Source organism: Streptomyces cyaneofuscatus, assembly GCF_033109485.1.
In the GTDB taxonomy this organism is placed as follows: domain Bacteria; phylum Actinomycetota; class Actinomycetes; order Streptomycetales; family Streptomycetaceae; genus Streptomyces; species Streptomyces cyaneofuscatus.
On sequence record NZ_CP137002.1, the window covers coordinates 3,754,255 to 3,775,556 of the forward strand.

The 21,302-nt window shown below is 68.6% G+C and carries 12 protein-coding genes and 3 rRNA genes; 8 read left to right on the plus strand and 7 right to left on the minus strand.

The window, feature by feature from the left end:
• A complete protein-coding gene (locus tag R2B67_RS16540) occupies window positions 1–1,575 on the plus strand; it encodes a type VI secretion protein (protein ID WP_317819101.1) in 1,575 nt (524 codons plus the stop codon).
• Between the two features lie 25 nt (window positions 1,576–1,600).
• On the opposite strand, the gene R2B67_RS16545 is transcribed toward R2B67_RS16540, so the two are convergent.
• Complete coding sequence (locus R2B67_RS16545; RefSeq protein WP_317819103.1) at window positions 1,601–2,167, minus strand: GNAT family N-acetyltransferase; 567 nt, start codon at window positions 2,165–2,167, stop codon at window positions 1,601–1,603.
• Window positions 2,168–2,320: 153 nt separating this feature from the next.
• On the opposite strand from R2B67_RS16545, the gene R2B67_RS16550 reads away from it, so the two are divergent.
• The 4 genes from R2B67_RS16550 to R2B67_RS16565 are packed head-to-tail and all read left to right on the plus strand — an operon-like array spanning window position 2,321 to window position 6,137.
• Complete coding sequence (locus tag R2B67_RS16550; RefSeq protein ID WP_317819105.1) at window positions 2,321–3,289, plus strand: ABC transporter ATP-binding protein; 969 nt, start codon at window positions 2,321–2,323, stop codon at window positions 3,287–3,289.
• Window positions 3,286–4,092, plus strand: a complete 807-nt coding sequence (locus R2B67_RS16555; protein WP_317819106.1) for an ABC transporter permease — start codon at window positions 3,286–3,288, stop codon at window positions 4,090–4,092. Before R2B67_RS16550 ends, R2B67_RS16555 begins: the two co-directional genes overlap by 4 nt.
• Before the next feature lie 51 nt (window positions 4,093–4,143).
• Window positions 4,144–5,466, plus strand: coding sequence for a sensor histidine kinase (locus R2B67_RS16560; protein WP_317819107.1), 1,323 nt, complete (start codon window positions 4,144–4,146; stop codon window positions 5,464–5,466).
• Window positions 5,463–6,137: a response regulator gene (locus tag R2B67_RS16565; protein WP_317819109.1), complete on the plus strand. Its 675-nt coding sequence runs from the start codon at window positions 5,463–5,465 to the stop codon at window positions 6,135–6,137. Before R2B67_RS16560 ends, R2B67_RS16565 begins: the two co-directional genes overlap by 4 nt.
• Window positions 6,138–6,229: 92 nt before the next feature.
• Here R2B67_RS16565 and rrf read toward each other — a convergent pair.
• From rrf to R2B67_RS16585, 4 genes are all read right to left on the minus strand, one after another.
• Window positions 6,230–6,346 (minus strand): 5S ribosomal RNA (rrf, locus tag R2B67_RS16570).
• An 81-nt stretch (window positions 6,347–6,427) separates the two neighbouring features.
• Window positions 6,428–9,553, minus strand: a 23S ribosomal RNA gene (locus R2B67_RS16575).
• Window positions 9,554–9,853: 300 nt separating this feature from the next.
• Window positions 9,854–11,379: ribosomal RNA gene (locus tag R2B67_RS16580) — 16S ribosomal RNA — on the minus strand.
• Together the 16S, 23S and 5S rRNA genes form the textbook arrangement of a ribosomal RNA operon.
• Window positions 11,380–12,071: 692 nt before the next feature.
• Window positions 12,072–12,629, minus strand: a complete 558-nt coding sequence (locus tag R2B67_RS16585; RefSeq protein ID WP_317819111.1) for a MarR family winged helix-turn-helix transcriptional regulator — start codon at window positions 12,627–12,629, stop codon at window positions 12,072–12,074.
• 150 nt (window positions 12,630–12,779) lie between these two features.
• Here R2B67_RS16585 and R2B67_RS16590 point away from each other — a divergent pair, with 150 nt between their 5' ends.
• Entirely contained in the window at window positions 12,780–14,150 is a 1,371-nt protein-coding gene (locus tag R2B67_RS16590) for an MFS transporter (protein ID WP_317824881.1), read from the plus strand.
• A 26-nt stretch (window positions 14,151–14,176) separates the two neighbouring features.
• On the opposite strand, the gene R2B67_RS16595 is transcribed toward R2B67_RS16590, so the two are convergent.
• Both R2B67_RS16595 and R2B67_RS16600 read right to left on the minus strand, forming a co-directional pair.
• Window positions 14,177–15,877 carry an ATP-binding SpoIIE family protein phosphatase gene (locus R2B67_RS16595; protein ID WP_317819112.1) on the minus strand — a complete coding sequence of 567 codons (1,701 nt, stop codon included), beginning with the start codon at window positions 15,875–15,877 and terminating at the stop codon, window positions 14,177–14,179.
• Between the two features lie 203 nt (window positions 15,878–16,080).
• Window positions 16,081–17,553, minus strand: a complete 1,473-nt coding sequence (locus R2B67_RS16600) for an NAD(P)/FAD-dependent oxidoreductase (RefSeq protein WP_317819114.1) — start codon at window positions 17,551–17,553, stop codon at window positions 16,081–16,083.
• 342 nt (window positions 17,554–17,895) lie between these two features.
• Here R2B67_RS16600 and R2B67_RS16605 point away from each other — a divergent pair, with 342 nt between their 5' ends.
• A complete protein-coding gene (locus R2B67_RS16605; RefSeq protein ID WP_381074418.1) occupies window positions 17,896–18,831 on the plus strand; it encodes a TetR/AcrR family transcriptional regulator in 936 nt (311 codons plus the stop codon).
• A gap of 304 nt (window positions 18,832–19,135) precedes the next feature.
• Complete coding sequence (locus R2B67_RS16610) at window positions 19,136–21,283, plus strand: sigma-70 family RNA polymerase sigma factor (protein WP_317819119.1); 2,148 nt, start codon at window positions 19,136–19,138, stop codon at window positions 21,281–21,283.
• The last annotated feature ends 19 nt before the right edge of the window (window positions 21,284–21,302 follow it).

Below are 21,302 nucleotides of genomic sequence, written 5' to 3' on the forward strand. Positions count from 1 at the left end.
ATGGCCCGCCGAGCAGCCCACGGCCCCGTACCCGAGCGGGGCGACCGGTACCGCCCCCGCCACGAGGACTCCCGCAGCGGCGGCATCCCCGACGGCCTGCTGGTCGGCCTGATCGGCTTCCTGTTCGCCGCGACCCTGCTCGCCTGGACGGCCACCGGCCTGGCCGGCCTCCTTACGCACGGCTCCTGGCCGGACGGCGTCACGTTCACCCAGACCCCCCTCGCCCTGCGCGAACTGGCCACCGCCCCCCAGGACCTCCCCGGCGCCTGGCCCCACACGCCCGCCGCCCAGCTCTCCGGCTACGGCCTGTTCTGGGGCCTGTTCATCGGCGAGCTGATGGTGCTGGTGGTCCTGACCGTGTTCGTCCTGGGGTCCGTGGCCCGATGGCGGGCCGTACGGGAACGGCGCCGCGAGGAACGCCTGTACGGGACACCTCACGAGGCGCAGGAGACGCACGAGGCGCGCGGGACATACGGGACGTACGAGCCCCAAGAGAGGTACGAGCCCCGAGAGGCCCACCAACCCCACGAGGCCCCCACCCCCGCCGACAGCCATCCCCAGCCACCGTCCACCCCCTCCCTGGCCAAGAGCACACCGGAGGCGCCCACCGCGCCCCTCTCCCTCCCCTCCCCCCGCACCCCCCTCCTCGTCTACGCCCCCGCCCGCGACCGGCGCCCCACCGTCGTCCAGGCCATCCAGGACGCCGAGGGCCCCGCCCTGGTCGTCACCTCGGACCCCACGGTCTGGGCCGAGACGAAGGATGCCCGCGCCAAGCTCGGCCCGGTTCTCGTCTACGACCCCGGCCACCTCTGCGACACCCCGGCCCGCCTCCACTGGCCGCCCACCGCCGGCTGCGAGGACCCCGACACCGCCGCCGTACGCGCCGCCGCCCTCCTCGCCCCGGTCCGCCCGCAGGCCAGGCTCGACGCGGCGGTGGCCGACACCGCGCAGACCCTCCTCCAGTGCTGGCTGCACGCCGCGGCGGTGGACGGCCGCCCGTTCCGCCAGGTCGCCCGCTGGGCCTCGGGGGCATCCGCCCACGAACCCGTACGCCTCCTCCGTACGCACCCCAAGGCCGCATCCGGTCTCGCCGGGCTGCTGGAGTCCGCGCTGACGGGGTACCCGGAACGGCGCGACGTCGCGCAGGAGTTGAACGTACGGGCCTTCTCGGCCCTCTCCTCGGTGCACATCCGCGAGGCCTGCACGGCCAACCGATCGGATGCGGCCGCGCTGGAATCTTTTGCCCGCGAGGGGGGAACGCTCTATGTGGTCGGTGAACCCATCGAGGATCCCCGTACCCGCCCCGGCGCGATGCCCCTCCTCACCGCGCTCGCCTCACACGTGGTCGAGCACGGCCGCCGCATGGCCGCACGGTCATCCGACGGTCGGCTCGACCCACCAATGACGCTGGTCCTGGACGACGTGGCCGCCGTGGCACCGCTCCCCCAGCTCCCCGAACTGCTGGCGAGGGGCCAGGACCTGGGCCTGCCCACGATCGCCCTGCTGCGCTCCCGCGAACAGGGCCGGGCCCGCTGGCAGCAACACCTGCACGCCCCGGCCCCGGGCGCCGTCTGACCGAACAAGGACGGCCCCCGCCCCTCTACCCCCGCTCGATCACATACTCCAGCTCCCACTCACGCCGCTCACCCGCCCCAGACCCCGGGACCGGCATCCGCTGCCCCGACGGCACGAACCCGAACCGCCGGTAGAACGCCGCGGCCCGCGGGTTGTTCTCGTGCACATACAGGTGCACCCGCTCCAGCCGGGGCGCGGACAGGGACCAGGCCCAGTCGACGGCCACCCGGAACAGCGCGTCCGTCACCCCGGCCCCCCGCACCTCCGGCCGGACGAAGACACCGACCAGGTGCCCCTGGTTCACATCGGCGGGCAACCCGAAGCGCACGTCGTCCTCCGGGCGCTCGATCAGCACGGTCACCGTGCCCACCCACTCCCCCTCGGGCGACTCCGCGACGAACTGCCGTACGTCCCCGCCCTCCTCGGCGGCCGCAGCCGTACGGTCCCGCCAGAAGGCATCCGGCCGCGCCACCGCCGCCTCGTACGAGTCCAGGAACGCCACAGGCGCCGCAGGATCCTGCAAAGCATCCAGCCGCAACTGCCTGGCCAGCGGCCATTCCTCGGCCCGTACGGAACGCATCACATAGTCCATGGCCCGATCCTCACCCGCCGCCCGCACACCGCTCAACCGACTAAGCGACGAGCCGCAGCCGGCTGCCCCGTCGTACCCCGGTACTACACCCCTGCCCACCTCCCACCCCCGGTCGGACGACCGCCCCCGGGCCCGCTCCGTAGCGTCGACCGCATGATCAAGGCATACGGACTCACCAAGCGGTACGGCGACCGAACCGTCGTCCAGGACCTCGACTTCACCGTCCACCCCGGTACGGTCACCGGCTTCCTCGGCCCCAACGGCGCCGGGAAGTCCACCACGATGCGCATGCTGCTCGGCCTCGATACGCCGACCAGCGGCCGGTCCACGATCGGCGGACGCGCCTACGCCGCCCACCGCGCGCCCCTCACTCAGGTCGGCGCCCTGCTGGAGGCCCGCTCCGTGCACCCGGGCCGGTCCGCCCGCAACCACCTCGTCGCCCTCGCCCACACCCACGGCATCCCGCGCCGCCGCGTCGAGGAGGTCATCGCCCTCGCCGGTCTGACCGATGCCGCCCACCGAAGGGTCAAGGGCTTCTCCCTCGGCATGGGCCAACGGCTCGGCATCGCCGCCGCACTCCTCGGTGACCCGGCCTCCGTCATCCTGGACGAACCGGTCAACGGCCTCGACCCGGAGGGCGTGCTCTGGATCCGCACCCTGCTCAGGTCGCTGGCCGCCGAAGGCCGTACGGTCCTCGTCTCCTCCCACCTGATGAGCGAAATGGCCCTCACCGCCGACCACTTGATCGTCATCGGCCGGGGCCGCCTCCTCGCCGACACGACGGTCGACGAGCTGGTCCGCCAGGCGGGCGGCGCGTCCGTGAAGGTCGTCACCCCACAACCGGACGATCTGCGCGCGCACTTGGCGGCACCAGGCGTGGAGATCACCACGGCCGCCACAGCCACCGCCACCACCCCTCTCCACGAACTCCGCATCCGCGGCACGGAGTCGGCCCACATCGGCGCCGTCGCCGCCGCGCACGGAATCACCCTCCACGAACTCACCCCGCAGACAGTCTCGTTGGAGCAGGCCTTCATGGACCTCACCCAGGACGCGGCCGACCACCGGTCGCAGCCGCCGGCCACCACGCCCCTCGCCCACCTCACCGGAGCCGCAGCATGACCACGACGACACCGCCCACCGCCACTCGACAAGCGCCCCCCTACGGCATCACCCCCACCCGCATCCTGCGCTCCGAGTGGCACAAGCTCCGCTCCCTGCGCTCCACCTGGATCACCCTGACGACAGCGGCCGCGCTGGTCCTGGGAGTCGGCCTGATCATGGGCGGCACGTACACCTCCGGCGGCGGGGACTCCGACGTCGACATCGTCGTCCTGACCCTGTACGGCAGCCTGCTCGGCCAGCTCTGCGTCATCGTCCTGGGCATCCTGGTCACGGCCGGCGAGTACGCGACCGGCATGATCCGCTCCTCGCTCACCGCAGTCCCCACCCGGCTCCCCGTGCTGTGGGCGAAGGCGGCGGTCTTCACCGCCACCGTCCTCACGGTGATGTCCACGACCGCCCTGATCACCTTCGGCGCGGCCCAGCTCTTCCTCCACGACACCGACCAGGCAGCATCGCTCACCGACCCCGGCGTCCTGCGGGCCCTGGCCGGCAACGCCGTCGGCATCACCCTCCTCAGCCTGATCGCCCTCGGCCTGGGCTCGCTGCTCCGTTCCGTGCCGGGCGCGATCGGCGCGTTCATCGGCGGGGTGATGATCCTCCCCGAGGTGCTCGGGATGCTCCCGTACGAGACCGTCGAGCGCGCCCTCGTCCACTTCCCCACCCAGGCGGCCGGAGCTCTCGGCTCCGCCACCCCGATCCCGGGGACGGCCGCACCCGGTCCGGCCCTGCTGGCCCTGTGCCTGTGGGCGGCGGCGACACTGGCGGCGGCCGCCCTGTCCCTGCGCCACCGAGACGCCTGACCGGTGCCTGACCGCCCTTCCCTCCCGGCCTCCCGCAGGGAGAATGAACAGGTGACGGACCTCGCCACCACCGACGCCAAGCTCTCAGCAGGCGCGGGCCCGGGCTCAGGCACGGGCTCGGACACCGCCCCGCTCACCCGGGCCATCCGCAGCGGCCTGGACCGTCTCCGCGCGTTCGACCGGCGCCGGCCACTGGTCTGGGATGCGGTGGTGACCGCGTTCTGGACCGTGGCCGCCGTCCTCGACTACACCTCCGGCGGCTGGCGAACGGTCGCCCGCGATGTGACGGCACCCGAGTCCCTGGTGCTCCTGATGAGCCTGTGCTTCTCGCTCCCGCTCCTGCTGCGCCGCAGACACCCCATGGCCGTACTCCTGCTGATGGCGCCGGTCTCCCTGCTCAACGTCTGGACCGGAGCCGTCGTGCAGGCCGCTCTCCTCCAGTTGATCCCGGCCTTCCAGATCGCGCTGCGCTTCCCTCTCCGCATGCTCGCGGCCGCCGGGCTCGTCCTCTGCGCCCCGGTCGCGGCCGGCGCGGCCCGTATCCCGGGTATCTGGGACCAGCAACTGGTCTCGTACCTCTGGGGGTTCGTCTTCGTCGCCCTGCTGGGCATCGCGGTACGCACCCGCCGCGACTACACCGAGGCCCTCGTCGAACGCGCCCACCGGCTGGAACACGAACGGGACCAGCAGGCCCGTCTCGCCGCGGCCGCCGAACGCACCCGTATCGCCCGGGAGATGCACGACATCATCGGCCACAACCTGTCCGTCATCACGGGCCTGGCGGACGGCGGGGCGTACGCGGCCGCCAAGAGCCCGGAGCGCGCCAACCAGGCCCTGGAGGCGATCGGCACCACCAGCAGACAAGCTCTCTCGGAACTCCGCCGCCTCCTGGGCGTCCTGCGCGACGACCACCCCGACGCGGACCGCGCCCCGCAGCCGACCCTCGACGACCTGGCCCCTCTCATCGAACGCGTACGCCGCGCAGGCCTCCCCGTACACCTGGAGTCCCACGGCGAACCCGGCCACCCCACCCCCCTCACCCCGGGCCGCCAACTCACCGTCTACCGGGTGGTCCAGGAGTCCCTCACCAACACCCTCAAACACGCGTCCCCACCCACCGACTCGCCCCTCTCCGCGACGGTGACCCTCACCTACACACCCACACACGTCGAAGCCCGCATCACAGACACGGGCACCGGCACCCACACCCGCACGGACGCACAAGACACCCCCGCCCCCACACCAGCCCAGGGCATCATGGGCATGCGGGAGCGCGCGGCGCTCTACAACGGCACGATCCAAGCCGGGCCCCTGCCGGCCCACGGCGGCTGGCACATACACCTCCGCCTCCCCCTGGAGGACCACCCCCAGTGACGACCGTACTCATCGCCGACGACCAGCCGATGCAGCGCTTCGGCTTCCGCATGCTGCTGGAGAGCCAGGACGACATGACGGTCGTCGGCGAGGCGGGCAACGGCACCGAGGCCGTCAACCTGATCGCCCACCACCAGCCGGACGTCGCCCTGATGGACATCCGGATGCCCGGCCTGGACGGGATCGAGGCGACCCGCCGCATCATCAGGTCGGGCTCCCGCACCCGGATCCTCATCGTCACGACGTTCGACCTCGACGCGTACGCGTACGACGGTCTCCGCGCCGGAGCCAGCGGCTTTCTGGTCAAGGACGCCCTGCCGGAGGAACTCCTCTCCGGCATCCGGGCGGTCGCCGCCGGCGACGCCGTGGTCGCCCCCTCCCTGACCCGCCGCCTCCTGGTCGCCTACGCCCACCACCTGCCGACCGCACCCGAAAGCGGCGCCCCCGCGGCTCCGTCCGACCCCCGCATCGCCGCTCTGACCGACCGGGAACGGGAAATCCTGACGGTGATCGGCCAGGGCTGGTCCAACACGGAGATCGCCGCCCGCTTCCACCTCGCCGAGTCCACCGTGAAGACGCACGTCACACGCATCCTCGCCAAAACGGGTTCCAGAGACCGGGTGCAGGCGGTCATCCTGGCCTACGACAGCCGCCTGGTGACACCCGCCTGAAAGCCACGCGATGCGCTATGGTTCCGGTCGCCTGGGCCTGGAACGCAGAAAAGCCCCGCACCACAAGGGTGCGGGGCTTTCCCACAAAAATTGTTCGGCGGCGTCCTACTCTCCCACAGGGTCCCCCCTGCAGTACCATCGGCGCTGAAAGGCTTAGCTTCCGGGTTCGGAATGTAACCGGGCGTTTCCCTAACGCAATGACCACCGAAACACTATGAAATTAACCAACACCGGGCAAACAAACACGGCCGTTCGTTATTTCAGAACTAACACAGTGGACGCGAGCAACTGAGGACAAGCCCTCGGCCTATTAGTACCAGTCAGCTCCACCCCTTACAGGGCTTCCACATCTGGCCTATCAACCCAGTCGTCTACTGGGAGCCTTAACCCCTCAAGAGGGTGGGAATACTCATCTCGAAGCAGGCTTCCCGCTTAGATGCTTTCAGCGGTTATCCTTTCCGAACGTAGCCAACCAGCCATGCCCTTGGCAGGACAACTGGCACACCAGAGGTTCGTCCGTCCCGGTCCTCTCGTACTAGGGACAGCCCTTCTCAATATTCCTACGCGCGCAGCGGATAGGGACCGAACTGTCTCACGACGTTCTAAACCCAGCTCGCGTACCGCTTTAATGGGCGAACAGCCCAACCCTTGGGACCGACTCCAGCCCCAGGATGCGACGAGCCGACATCGAGGTGCCAAACCATCCCGTCGATATGGACTCTTGGGGAAGATCAGCCTGTTATCCCCGGGGTACCTTTTATCCGTTGAGCGACAGCGCTTCCACAAGCCACTGCCGGATCACTAGTCCCGACTTTCGTCCCTGCTCGACCCGTCGGTCTCACAGTCAAGCTCCCTTGTGCACTTACACTCAACACCTGATTGCCAACCAGGCTGAGGGAACCTTTGGGCGCCTCCGTTACTCTTTAGGAGGCAACCGCCCCAGTTAAACTACCCATCAGACACTGTCCCTGATCCGGATCACGGACCCAGGTTAGACATCCAGCACGACCAGAGTGGTATTTCAACGACGACTCCACAACCACTGGCGTGGCCGCTTCAAAGTCTCCCACCTATCCTACACAAGCCGAACCGAACACCAATATCAAACTATAGTAAAGGTCCCGGGGTCTTTCCGTCCTGCTGCGCGAAACGAGCATCTTTACTCGTAGTGCAATTTCACCGGGCCTATGGTTGAGACAGTCGAGAAGTCGTTACGCCATTCGTGCAGGTCGGAACTTACCCGACAAGGAATTTCGCTACCTTAGGATGGTTATAGTTACCACCGCCGTTTACTGGCGCTTAAGTTCTCAGCTTCGCACACCCGAAAGTGCACTAACCGGTCCCCTTAACGTTCCAGCACCGGGCAGGCGTCAGTCCGTATACATCGCCTTACGGCTTCGCACGGACCTGTGTTTTTAGTAAACAGTCGCTTCTCGCTGGTCTCTGCGGCCACCCCCAGCTCACCGAGTAAATCGGATCACCAGTGATGGCCCCCCTTCTCCCGAAGTTACGGGGGCATTTTGCCGAGTTCCTTAACCATAGTTCACCCGAACGCCTCGGTATTCTCTACCTGACCACCTGAGTCGGTTTAGGGTACGGGCCGCCATGAAACTCGCTAGAGGCTTTTCTCGACAGCATAGGATCATCCACTTCACCACAATCGGCTCGGCATCAGGTCTCAGACTTATATGCACGACGGATTTGCCTACCGTGCGTCCTACACCCTTACCCCGGGACAACCACCGCCCGGGCTGGACTACCTTCCTGCGTCACCCCATCGCTTACCTACTACAAGTCTGGTTCATCGGCTCCACCACTACCCTCAACTCCGAAGAGATCGGGCCGGCTTCACGGACTTAGCATCGCCTGATTCAGTACTGGGCGTTTCAAAGCGGGTACCGGAATATCAACCGGTTGTCCATCGACTACGCCTGTCGGCCTCGCCTTAGGTCCCGACTTACCCTGGGCAGATCAGCTTGACCCAGGAACCCTTAGTCAATCGGCGCACACGTTTCTCACGTGTGTATCGCTACTCATGCCTGCATTCTCACTCGTGAACCGTCCACAACTCGCTTCCGCGGCTGCTTCACCCGGCACACGACGCTCCCCTACCCATCCATACTCCCGTTGGGGATATGTGTATGAATGACACGACTTCGGCGGTACGCTTGAGCCCCGCTACATTGTCGGCGCGGAATCACTTGACCAGTGAGCTATTACGCACTCTTTCAAGGGTGGCTGCTTCTAAGCCAACCTCCTGGTTGTCTCTGCGACTCCACATCCTTTCCCACTTAGCGTACGCTTAGGGGCCTTAGTCGATGCTCTGGGCTGTTTCCCTCTCGACCATGGAGCTTATCCCCCACAGTCTCACTGCCGCGCTCTCACTTACCGGCATTCGGAGTTTGGCTAAGGTCAGTAACCCGGTAGGGCCCATCGCCTATCCAGTGCTCTACCTCCGGCAAGAAACACACGACGCTGCACCTAAATGCATTTCGGGGAGAACCAGCTATCACGGAGTTTGATTGGCCTTTCACCCCTAACCACAGGTCATCCCCCAGGTTTTCAACCCTGGTGGGTTCGGTCCTCCACGAAGTCTTACCTCCGCTTCAACCTGCCCATGGCTAGATCACTCCGCTTCGGGTCTAGAGCGTGCAACTCAAACGCCCTGTTCGGACTCGCTTTCGCTACGGCTTCCCCACACGGGTTAACCTCGCTACACACCGCTAACTCGCAGGCTCATTCTTCAAAAGGCACGCAGTCACGACGCACCGAGCAAGCTCGATGCGCGACGCTCCCACGGCTTGTAGGCACACGGTTTCAGGTACTATTTCACTCCGCTCCCGCGGTACTTTTCACCATTCCCTCACGGTACTATCCGCTATCGGTCACCAGGGAATATTTAGGCTTAGCGGGTGGTCCCGCCAGATTCACACGGGATTTCTCGGGCCCCGTGCTACTTGGGTGATTCTCAAACGAGCCGTTGATGTTTCAGCTACGGGGGTCTTACCCTCTACGCCGGACCTTTCGCATGTCCTTCGCCTACACCAACGGTTTCTGACTCGTCTCACAGCCGGCAGACTATGAAAGAGAACTCCCACAACCCCGCATGCGCAACCCCTGCCGGGTATCACACGCATACGGTTTGGCCTCATCCAGTTTCGCTCGCCACTACTCCCGGAATCACGGTTGTTTTCTCTTCCTGAGGGTACTGAGATGTTTCACTTCCCCTCGTTCCCTCCACACTGCCTATGTGTTCAGCAGCGGGTGACAGCCCATGACGACTGCCGGGTTTCCCCATTCGGAAACCCCCGGATCAAAGCTTGGTTGACAGCTCCCCGGGGACTATCGTGGCCTCCCACGTCCTTCATCGGTTCCTGGTGCCAAGGCATCCACCGTGCGCCCTTAAAAACTTGGCCACAGATGCTCGCGTCCACTGTGCAGTTCTCAAACAACGACCAGCCACCCACCACCCCACCCTGTACAGGCGAGTTCACTGGGACCGGATCAGAAGGCTGCCTTACGGCCGTACCCTCAGATACCCAACAACGTGCCCGGCCCGATGCCCTGTTCACCACGTTCCACGCCGAAGCAGTACTAGTGACCAACAAACCATCGTGCCGAATAGTCAACGTTCCACCCATGAGCAACCAGCACCGAACATTCGCCGGTGTACTGGCCTCTGACCAAACCGAGGCTTGGTAAGAAGTGCTCCTTAGAAAGGAGGTGATCCAGCCGCACCTTCCGGTACGGCTACCTTGTTACGACTTCGTCCCAATCGCCAGTCCCACCTTCGACAGCTCCCTCCCACAAGGGGTTGGGCCACCGGCTTCGGGTGTTACCGACTTTCGTGACGTGACGGGCGGTGTGTACAAGGCCCGGGAACGTATTCACCGCAGCAATGCTGATCTGCGATTACTAGCAACTCCGACTTCATGGGGTCGAGTTGCAGACCCCAATCCGAACTGAGACCGGCTTTTTGAGATTCGCTCCGCCTCGCGGCATCGCAGCTCATTGTACCGGCCATTGTAGCACGTGTGCAGCCCAAGACATAAGGGGCATGATGACTTGACGTCGTCCCCACCTTCCTCCGAGTTGACCCCGGCAGTCTCCTGTGAGTCCCCATCACCCCGAAGGGCATGCTGGCAACACAGAACAAGGGTTGCGCTCGTTGCGGGACTTAACCCAACATCTCACGACACGAGCTGACGACAGCCATGCACCACCTGTATACCGACCACAAGGGGGGCACCATCTCTGATGCTTTCCGGTATATGTCAAGCCTTGGTAAGGTTCTTCGCGTTGCGTCGAATTAAGCCACATGCTCCGCTGCTTGTGCGGGCCCCCGTCAATTCCTTTGAGTTTTAGCCTTGCGGCCGTACTCCCCAGGCGGGGAACTTAATGCGTTAGCTGCGGCACCGACGACGTGGAATGTCGCCAACACCTAGTTCCCAACGTTTACGGCGTGGACTACCAGGGTATCTAATCCTGTTCGCTCCCCACGCTTTCGCTCCTCAGCGTCAGTAATGGCCCAGAGATCCGCCTTCGCCACCGGTGTTCCTCCTGATATCTGCGCATTTCACCGCTACACCAGGAATTCCGATCTCCCCTACCACACTCTAGCTAGCCCGTATCGAATGCAGACCCGGGGTTAAGCCCCGGGCTTTCACATCCGACGTGACAAGCCGCCTACGAGCTCTTTACGCCCAATAATTCCGGACAACGCTTGCGCCCTACGTATTACCGCGGCTGCTGGCACGTAGTTAGCCGGCGCTTCTTCTGCAGGTACCGTCACTTTCGCTTCTTCCCTGCTGAAAGAGGTTTACAACCCGAAGGCCGTCATCCCTCACGCGGCGTCGCTGCATCAGGCTTTCGCCCATTGTGCAATATTCCCCACTGCTGCCTCCCGTAGGAGTCTGGGCCGTGTCTCAGTCCCAGTGTGGCCGGTCGCCCTCTCAGGCCGGCTACCCGTCGTCGCCTTGGTAGGCCATTACCCCACCAACAAGCTGATAGGCCGCGGGCTCATCCTTCACCGCCGGAGCTTTTAACCCCGTCCCATGCGGGACAGAGTGTTATCCGGTATTAGACCCCGTTTCCAGGGCTTGTCCCAGAGTGAAGGGCAGATTGCCCACGTGTTACTCACCCGTTCGCCACTAATCCACCCCGAAAGGCTTCATCGTTCGACTTGCATGTGTTAAGCACGCCGCCAGCGTTCGTCCTGAGCCAGGATCAAACTCTCCGTGAATGTTTACCCGTAATCGGGTGCACACATCACGAGAGCGGAACAACCGGTCGGAATAAGACCCGCTGTTCACAGCGTCCTCGCTGTGTATCGCCTACCGTCACCGAAGTGAACCAGTAGGACTTTTCAAAGGAACCACCAACCTGCCGAAACAGGCCGGGGTATCAACATATCTGGCGTTGACTTTTGGCACGCTGTTGAGTTCTCAAGGAACGGACGCTTCCTTCGGTCCCGTTTCACCGGGGCCCTCCGGGCGCTTCCCTTCGTGTTTCTTTGTCTTGCTGTCCTGCGTTTCCGACTCTATCAGACTCTTTCGTGTCCGATTCCCGGTCGAAGCGGGCCGTGCAGTTTCGCTTTCCAGGTTCTTCGCTTTCGCGTTTTCCCTTTCCGGCGAGTCCGACTCTATCAGATCCTTTCGGGCCTGACCCCCAGTCAGCGGGGCTTGTCTTCCCGGCTGTTGGGCCGTTCCGACGCTCAAACTCTAGCGGATTCTCCCGGCGGCTCATAATCGAGCCTTCGAAATGAATTCCGGCATGCCGAAATTCTCCCGGCTGGGAGATCGTGCTGAAGTTTGGTTGCCGCGTGTGCGGCGGGATGGCTGCCGCAGAACCGTTCCGGCCCCGTGACAACTCGAAGAACTCTACGGATCGGGCCGGGGCGTGTCAACCCCGCCCCAGCCCCGGTTCCGGGGCTCCTCAGTCCAGGTCGGTGAGGCGGCCGCCGGCGTCCGGCTGGGCGTGCTCCACGCGGCGCAGGAGGCGGACCAGGAGTTCGCCGAGGACCCCGCGTTCGTCGCCGGAGAGGTCCTGGAGGAGGTCCTCCTCGAAGTCGGAGGCCATGCGCATCGCCTCCAGCCACTTCGTACGGCCCACATCCGTCAGCTCGACGATGACGCGGACCCGGTTGTTCTCGTCGCGGTCCCGGGTGACCAGACCCTCGGCGGCCATCCGGTCGACGCGGTGGGTCATGGCCGCCGGGGTGAGGCCGAGGCGCTTCGCCAGTTCGCCGGGGCCCAGGCGATAGGGGGAGCCCGACAGGACGAGGGTCTTGAGGACCTCCCACTCGGCGTTGCTGATGCCGAGGGCGGCGACCTGTCTCCCGTACGCGACGTTCATCCGGCGATTCAGGCGGCCCAGCGCGGAGACGACCTGTTCGACCTGGGGGTCGAGGTCGCGGAACTCGCGCTGGTAGGCGGCGATCTGTTCGTCGAGGCTCGGCTCGTGGGGGCCGGGCTCCTCGGTGCTCTCGGACATGGCGGGCAGTATGGCACGCCCTCACCCCCCTTGAAGTCCTTCAGGCTGTAGTTTTCACCTTCTAAGTTTAGTGCTAAAGTCTTCGAGTCTGATTCGTTCGGGACCTATGAGTCCTTCTAGACCTTGAGGTAGGTGAGTGTGACCAGGGAGATGGGCGCAGCGCTGCGGCGGATCCAGCTGGGCAGCGCGCTGAGCGCGTTCGGGCTCGGGTTCACCGTTCCGTATCTGTACGTCTATGTGGCGCAGGTGCGGGATCTGGGCGCCGGTACGGCGGGAGTCGTGCTGGCGGTCTTCGCGATGGCGGCGCTGGCCGTTCTGCCGTTCACCGGGCGGGCCATCGACCGGCGGGGGCCGCTGCCCGTGCTGGTGGTGGCCGCCGGCCTCGCCTCGGTGGGCGCTGCCGCCCTGGGGTACGCGAGCAGCGTGCCGGCCGCCGTGCTGGCCGCCGCCGTTCTCGGTGCGGGTACCGCCGTGATGCAGCCCGCCCTGGCCACCATGCTCGTCTGGTGCTCCAGCACCGCCACCCGTACGCGCGCCTTCGCCATGCAGTTCTTCCTGCAGAACCTGGGCCTCGGGCTCGGTGGGCTGGTCGGTGGGCAGCTCGTGGACGTGAGCCGGCCCGCGAGCTTCACCATGCTGTTCCTGATCGAGGCCGGGATGTTCGTGGTGCTCGGTGTCGTCGCGGTGACCGTGAAGATGCCCCGTACCGCTTCCATCGGCGGAGCCCGTCCGACCGACGGGTCCGGCAAGGGCGGGATGCGGGCGCTGCTCTCGCACCGGGCCATGGTCCAGCTGTGCGTGCTCGGGTTCGTGCTCTTCTTCGCCTGCTACGGGCAGTTCGAGTCCGGCCTCGCCGCGTACGGCACCGAGGCCGCCGGGATCCAGCCCTCGACGCTCGGCTTCGCGCTGGCCGCCAACACCGCGGTCATCGTCGTCGCCCAGTTCGTCGTGCTGCGGCTCGTCGAGCGGCGGCGGCGCAGCCGGGTCATCGCGGCCGTCGGGCTCATCTGGGCCTTCGCCTGGATCGTGGCGGGGTACGCGGGGCTCGGGCATGGCAGCCAGACCATGGCGACGGCCGCGTTCATCTCGACGTACGCGCTGTTCGGGCTGGGTGAGGCGATGCTGTCGCCGACCGTGGCCCCGCTGGTCGCCGATCTGGCGCCGGAGTCGATGGTCGGGCAGTACAACTCGGCGTTCGCCCTGTGCAAGCAGCTCGCGCTCGCCGTCGGTCCGGCGGTCGGCGGGCCGATGGGGGCCTCGCTGCACGGTCCGTACATCGTGACGTTCGTGCTGTTCTCGCTGGGCATCACGGTGCTCGCGCTGCGGCTGGGGCGCCGGCTCACCCCCGTACAGGATCAGCCGTCGCTGGCCCCCGCGCCCTCGCGGGTGGTGGCGGTGTCGCTGCCCGAGGGTGGGGAGAGCGGTGCGGAGGCGGCCGACCGGGCTGTTTCGGTCACCGCGCCTACGGCAGCGGCCACTACTGCTGCTGCCGCCACTGCCGCTGCCACTGCCGGTCGCTGAGCCGGCGGCGGGGCCTCAGCAGGGTCTCAGCGGGGCAGGGCGAACTCGCACCAGACCGCCTTGCCGCCGCCCGGGGTGCGGCGGCTGCCCCAGGAGGTGGCGATCGACGCGATGATCTCGATGCCGCGTCCCGCCTCGTCGGCCGGTTCGGCCTGGCGGCGGCGCGGCAGGTGGTCGTCGCCGTCGGTCACCTCGATGATCAGCCGCCGGTCCGTGCGGCGCAGGCCCAGGCGCATCGGCGGGGTGCCGTGCTGGAGCGAGTTGGCGACCAGCTCGCTGGCGGCGAGGACGCCGAGGTCGCGGAGCTCGGGCGGGAAGCGCCAGGAGGTCAGGACCCCGGTGGCGAAGGAGCGGGCGCGCGGGGTGGCCTCGATGCCGCCGAGGAGGTCGAGCGCGGCGTTGTGGAACAGCTCCGCGCTCGTCCCCGTACGGGCGGGGTGCTGGACCACCAGGACCGCCACGTCGTCGTCGTGCTCGGCGGTCACCCCCAGGGAGCGGATCAGCCGGTCGCAGACCACCTGCGGTGATCCCTTGGCGCCGGAGAGGGCGCGGGCGAGGGAGGCGACACCCTCGTCGATGTCCTCGCTGCGGCGCTCGACCAGACCGTCGGTGTAGAGGACCGCGGTGGAGCCGGGCGGCAGCGCGATCGTCCCCGAGGTGTGGATCCAGCCGCCGGTGCCGAGCGGCGGGCCCGTGGGGTCGGCAGCCCGGCTGACCGTGCCGTCCTCGTCGCGGACGAGCATCGGGAGGTGGCCGGCGGAGGCGTAGACGAGCTGTCCCTCGTTCGGGTCGTGGACGGCGTAGACGCAGGTGGCGATCTGGGTCGCGTCGATCTCCGAGGCGAGCCCGTCCAGCAGCTGGATCACCTCGTGCGGCGGGAGGTCGAGCCGGGCGTAGGCGCGGACGGCGGTGCGGAGCTGGCCCATGACGGCGGCGGCGCGGACGCCCCGGCCCATCACGTCGCCGATCACCAGGGCGGTGCGGCCGGCGCCGAGGGTGATCACGTCGTACCAGTCGCCGCCGACGGCCGCGTCGGTGCCGCCGGGCTGGTAGGTGGCGGCGATACGGAGGTCGTCGGGCTGCTCCAGCTCCTGCGGGAGCAGGGAGCGCTGCAGGGTGACGGCCGTTTCGCGGTGGCGGCGCTCGCTGGTGCGCAGGCGCTCGGCGGCTTCGGCGTGGTCGGTGACGTCGGCCGCGTAGACGAGGACGCCGCCCTCCCTCCTGCCGTCGCCTTTGTCCTCCGTGCCGCCCCAGGCGGCGACCGGGGTGCAGGTCACGGTGTACGAGCCGCCTTCGGCCGTCCGGCGGGACTTGACCGTACGGGCGGTGCCGCTGCGCAGGACCTGGTCCAGCAGGGGCAGCACGCTCAGCTCGGCGAGCTCGGGCAGGGCCTCGGCGGCGGGGACGCCGGAGGGGCGGGGGCCGAACGCGGTCTCGTACGCCTCGTTGACGTAGGCGACGCGGTGGTCCGGGCCGTGCAGCAGGGCGACGGCGGCGGGGAGGCGGCCGAGGATCTCGCGGGCGGAGAGGTCGTCCAGGGCGGGCCCGGGGGCGGCCGGGGCGGGGGTGGTGTCCGGGGGTACCGGAAGGGGACCGTCCGGCAGGGTGGCCGCGGCCTGCGCCTGGGCGTACTCGGCCCGGGCCGCGGGGACGGGGCTGCGGTCGTCCCGCGCGGCGGCTCGACGCTGCGTTCCGGGAAGGCGGGCGCTCCAACGCGTGAAGTTCACGGAATTTCTGGCCTCGTGTGTCGGTTCGGTGCGTCGCTGCTGGTCACTGTCGGTCACTGCCGGCCGGGTCACTCTGTGCAGGTGTGGGCCCACCTATGGTCACACGTCCAGTGTGACCGACCGTACTGACAGTCGCCGTCCGGTCGCCGTCCGGCCGCTGTCCTGGCGGCGTCCGAACGGCGTACGCCGGGGAGCGGCCCTGGTCAGCGGGAGGGGCGGGGCGGCACTCCACCCGGCGGGTCCTCCGGACTCTCGTCGGCGTCGGCGTCGGGGCGGGGCAGGGTGCCGGGGCGTTGCGGGGCCGCCGGGCCGCCACCGGCCGCGAGTTCGAACTCGGCCCGGGGGTGTTCGAGCGAACCGAGGGAGACGATCTCCCGTTTGAAGAGTCCGGCCAGGGTCCATTCGGCAAGGACGCGCGCCTTCCGGTTGAACGTCGGCACCCGGCTGAGGTGGTACGTACGGTGCATCAGCCAGGCGGGGTAACCCTTGAGCTTGCGACCGTAGACGTGGGCGACGCCTTTGTGCAGGCCCAGGGAGGCGACGGATCCCGCGTACCTGTGGCGGTATTCCGTGGGCGGGCGTCCGTCGAGCGTCGCGAGGATGTTGTCGGCGAGGACCTTGGCCTGGCGGACGGCGTGCTGGGCGTTGGGGGCGGTCTCCTTGCCCGGCTCGGCGGCGGTGAGGTCGGGGACGGCGGCGGCGTCGCCCGCGGCCCAGGCGTGCGGCATTCCCTCGACGCCGAGGGTGGCGGTACAGCGGAGCCGGCCGCGCTCGGTGAGGGGGAGGTCGGTGGCGGCCAGGAGCGGTGCCGGTTTGACGCCCGCGGTCCACACGAGCGTGCGGGTCGGGAAGCGGGAGCCGTCGCTCAGGACGGCGACGCGGTCCTCGCAGGTGTCGAGGCGGGTTTCGAGGCGTACGTCGACGCCTCGGCCGCGCAGCTCCCCGACGGCGTACCGGCCCATGGCCTCGCCGACCTCGGGGAGGATGCGGTCGGATGCCTCGACGAGGATCCATCTCAGGTCCGTGGGCTTGATGTTGTGGTAGTACCGCGCGGTGTAGCGGGCCATGTCCTCCAGCTCGGCGAGCGCCTCCACGCCCGCGTAGCCGCCGCCGACGAAGACGAAGGTGAGGGCGGCGTCGCGGATCGCGGGGTCGCGGGTGGCGGACGCGATGTCCATCTGTTCGATGACGTGGTTGCGCAGCCCGATGGCTTCCTCGACGGTCTTGAACCCGATGCCGAAGTCGGCGAGACCGGGCACGGGGAGGGTGCGCGAGACGGATCCGGGAGCGATGACGATCTCGTCGTACCCGATCTCCAGGGCGCCGGTGCCGTCCTCCGCCGTGGCCAGGGTGGTGACGGTGGCCGTGCGCTTGGCGTGGTCGATCCGTCCGGCCTCGCCGATGACGATCGTGCAGAGGTTCAGGACGCGGCGCAGCGGCACGACGACGTGGCGCGGTGAGATCGAGCCGGCGGCCGCTTCGGGGAGGAAGGGCTGGTACGTCATGTACGGCTCGGGCGTGACGACCACGATCTCGGCGTCCCCGCTCTTGAGTCTCTGCTTCAACTTCCGTTGGAGACGCAGCGCCGTGTACATCCCGACGTAGCCGCCGCCGACGACGAGAATGCGCACACCTGGCCGGGTGCCGGGGGTCGTCCCCCGGGAATCTGGAGCCATCACCACCCCATGACGCAACGGAGTCGGTGGTTTGTCCACAGGCCCGGCAAATTGTGTGACTGGCGGGCGCCGCGGGGAAGTTCCGGCCGGTCGGCCGGGCGACAGGGAAGCGGTGCAGGTCAGGCGCCGTGCGGAGGGCGAATGGGCGGGGGCGGGGAGCGGATCGGCGCGCTCCTGCTCCGATCGGGGGGCGCACCATGCGGAACTTCCCCCTTCTGAATTGACGCAGGCTCAACTATGTTCGTAACCCGTCGGGAGTCGGGTGCGGATTTCGTTGTGCTCACTCACCGGCTGACACGGCGGGGAAGTCTCCGGGGGGAGACGTCATAACCGGGGGAAGTTATGCAGATTCAGGATTCGCATGGGCAGTCCGCGCGCACGCACGCGGCCAAGGATCACGGACGTCTGGGCTCCGTGGGAGCGCTCGGCGTCATGAGCTCGGCCGACGCGGTGCGCTCCGCCGCGGCGATGAGCGCCGCGGCGCTCGGAGCGCCCACGACAGGAGTGCCCGCGGCGGGAACGGCTGCGGCCGGTCCCGCGGCGAGCGGGCCGGCACCCACCTCACCTGCGGTGGCCACGCGTTCGGCTCCGCTGCGCGTCGACGCGCAGCGCAATCTGGAGCATGTGCTGCGGGCCGCGCGTGAGGTGTTCGGTGAGCTGGGGTACGGCGCTCCGATGGAGGACGTGGCACGCCGCGCCCGGGTCGGAGTGGGCACCGTCTACCGGCGGTTCCCCAGCAAGGACGTGCTGGTGCGGCGGATAGCCGAGGAGGAGACCTCCCGGCTGACCGAGCAGGCGCGTACGGCTCTGGGGCAGGAGGAGGAGCCCTGGTCGGCGCTCTCCCGCTTCCTGCGGACCTCGGTGGCGTCGGGGGCGGGCAGGCTGCTGCCCCCGCAGGTGCTGCGGGTCGGGGTCGACGCGGAGGAGCCGGACGCACCGGTGAAGGGGGACGCGGGAGACGAGACCCGGGTTCCGCAGCAGCGGCAGGGCGTGGCCCAGGCCGATGTCCGTGTCGTCGGTCAGCGCACCGGGAGCGGGGACGAGCTCGAAGGCCTCGGGGAGGACTCGGGCGCGGGCGAGCTGCTGGAGGTCGTGGGCCGGCTGGTGGACCGGGCGAGGGAGTCGGGCGAGCTGCGCGGGGATGTGACGGTGGCGGATGTGCTGCTGGTCATCGCCACGGCCGCCCCGTCCCTGCCGGACGCCGTCCAGCAGGCGGCGGCCTCGGCCCGGCTGCTGGACATCCTGCTGGAGGGGCTGCGGTCCCGGCCTGCCGTCTGAGGTCACCGTCCGGAGCCCGCTCGGATCGGTGAACGGAGCCCGCTCGTACGGTGACCGGAGCCCGCTCGGATCGGTGACCGGGCGAGCGGGTTCCGGTGGGCGGGTTCCGGCAACTGGGTTCGGCAAAGGGGTTCCGTCAAGCGAAACAACCAGGTGTCATTCCCCGAAAGAGGGTTCTCTAGCACTCGCATTCGAGAAAACGCCCCGGATGAGTGGTTGGCATGACTGAGGGTCCATCGCGATTGAGCCATGTGGCACTCTTGGCCGGTATTCGGGTCCGAGGGTGTATACGGGGGCTTCCGCGATGAGCGGTAACGAGCAGCAGCAGGAAGAGCCGCTCGACGAGATCGCTGCGGCGGGTGGGGGCACGAAGGCCGACGGGATGTCCTCCGGGCAGGTGCCTGCCCAGGCGGGGCGTGGACCGTCGGACGGGCCGGATGGTGCGGACGGTTCGGATCGTTCGGGTGGTTCGGACGGTGAGGCCGTCGGCGGAACCGTCCTGCCCGGGCCGTGGCCGTCCGTCGCCGATGTCCAGTCCGAGTCCGGGGACCACTCCAGGAACAGCGCTTCCGGCAGCGTCGGTGCGTACGCCGTGCCTTCGCAGCGCGAGGGCCGCGTCGGGTCTCCCGACACCGGGCTCTCCGACGCCCAGTTGATCGAGGGCATGCGCGAGGGGGACAACCTCGCCTACGACGAGCTGTTCCGGCGCCACTCGGGCGCGGTCCGGCGGTACGCCCGTACGTGCTGCCGGGACGGGCACACCGCCGACGACCTGACCGCCGAGGTGTTCGCGCGCACGCTCCAGGCCGTACGGGGCGGCAAGGGGCCGCAGGAGGCCGTCCGCGCCTACCTGATGACCGCCGTCCGCCATGTCGCCGCCGCCTGGACGAAGAGCGCCAAGCGGGAGCAGCTGGTCGACGACTTCGCGGTGTTCGCCGCGCAGGCTTCCCGTACGTCGGAGCTCTCCGACGACGACACCCTCGACCTCGGCGCCGATGTGCTGGCGATGCACGAGGCCGAGCAGTCGATGGCGATGGAGGCGTTCCGGAGCCTGCCCGAGCGCTGGCAGGCGGTGCTCTGGCACACCACGGTGGAGGAGGAGTCGCCCAGCGAGATCGCCCCGCTCTTCGGCCTGACCGCCAACGCCACCGCCGTCCTGGCCAGTCGGGCCCGCGAAGGGCTCAAGCAGGCCTATCTCCAGGCCCATGTGAGCCAGGCGCTCACCACCGGGGGCGACTGCGCGCAGTACGCCGACCGGCTCGGCGCCTACGCCCGGGGCGGGCTGCGGATGCGGGCCGAGCGCGGGCTGCGCAAGCACCTCGACGAGTGCGCGAAGTGCCGGGTGGCGGCGGGCGAGCTGGAGCACGTCAACGCCGGGATCCCGGCGCTGCTGCCGATCGCGGTCATCGGCTGGTTCGCCGCCGGGTACTCGCTCAAGGCCGCGGGTGTCGTGGCGGGCGGTGCCGCGGGCGCCGCCGGGGCGGGAGCCGCCGCCGCGGCCACCGGATCGGGCACCACCGGTGCCGCTGCCGGGGGTGCCGCGGGAGGTTCCTCCTCCGGGGCCTCGGGAGGTGCCGCCGGGGGTGCCGCCTCCGAAGGGCTCGGCGCGCCCGCCAAGGCCGGGATCGCGGCCGCCGTCGCCGTGGCGGCCGCCGCCGGTCTGGTGTGGGCGCTCGTCGGCGACGACCAGCCGAAGCCGGAGGCCAAGGCCGCGGCGAAGCCCCCGGCGGTGGCGCCCGAGGTACCGGCGCCGGAGCCTCCCGCCCCCGAACCGGAACCTCCGGCCGCGCCCGCACCCGACCCCGTACCGCCCGCTTCGCCCGACCCGGCCCCCGAGCCGGAACCGGAACCGGAACCCTCCGCGCCGGAGCCCGAGCCGACCCCGCCGCCGAGCGCCGAGCCCACGCCCTCCCCCGAGCCGCCGGAGCCCGCGCCGCCCGCGCCCAGTCCTCCGCCGCCTCCGCCGTCTCCGCAGCCCACGCCGAGCCCGAAGCCGCCCCCTCCGCCGCCCGCCCCGACCGTCTACCAGGTCAACGAGCTCTCGTACTCCCTGCTCGGCGACCACACCGAGCCGGAGGTCGTCACCGGGCGGAGCAGCTGGATCTGGCAGCGTACGAATGTGGCGATCGCCCAGACGCGGTACGCGCACGGGGTCACCGTGCACGCCCGGTCCTCCGTCACCATCCAGCTGAACCGCCCGTGCACCCGCTACGAGGCGATGGTCGGCGTGGACGACCTGACGATGGGGCTCGGCGCGGTCCGCTTCTCCGTCTACAACGGGGACGGGGCGCGGCTGTGGCGCTCCCCGGTGATGGCGGGCGGCGCGCCCGCCGTTCCGGTCAGTGTCGGGATCGCCGGGCAGTCGTCGATCCGGCTGGTGGTGGAGCCCGAGGGGCCGCTCGGCGGGGTGGCGCTGGCCGACTGGGCGGATTCCCGGATCAGCTGCGCCTGAGCCCGGCTCCGCAGGACCG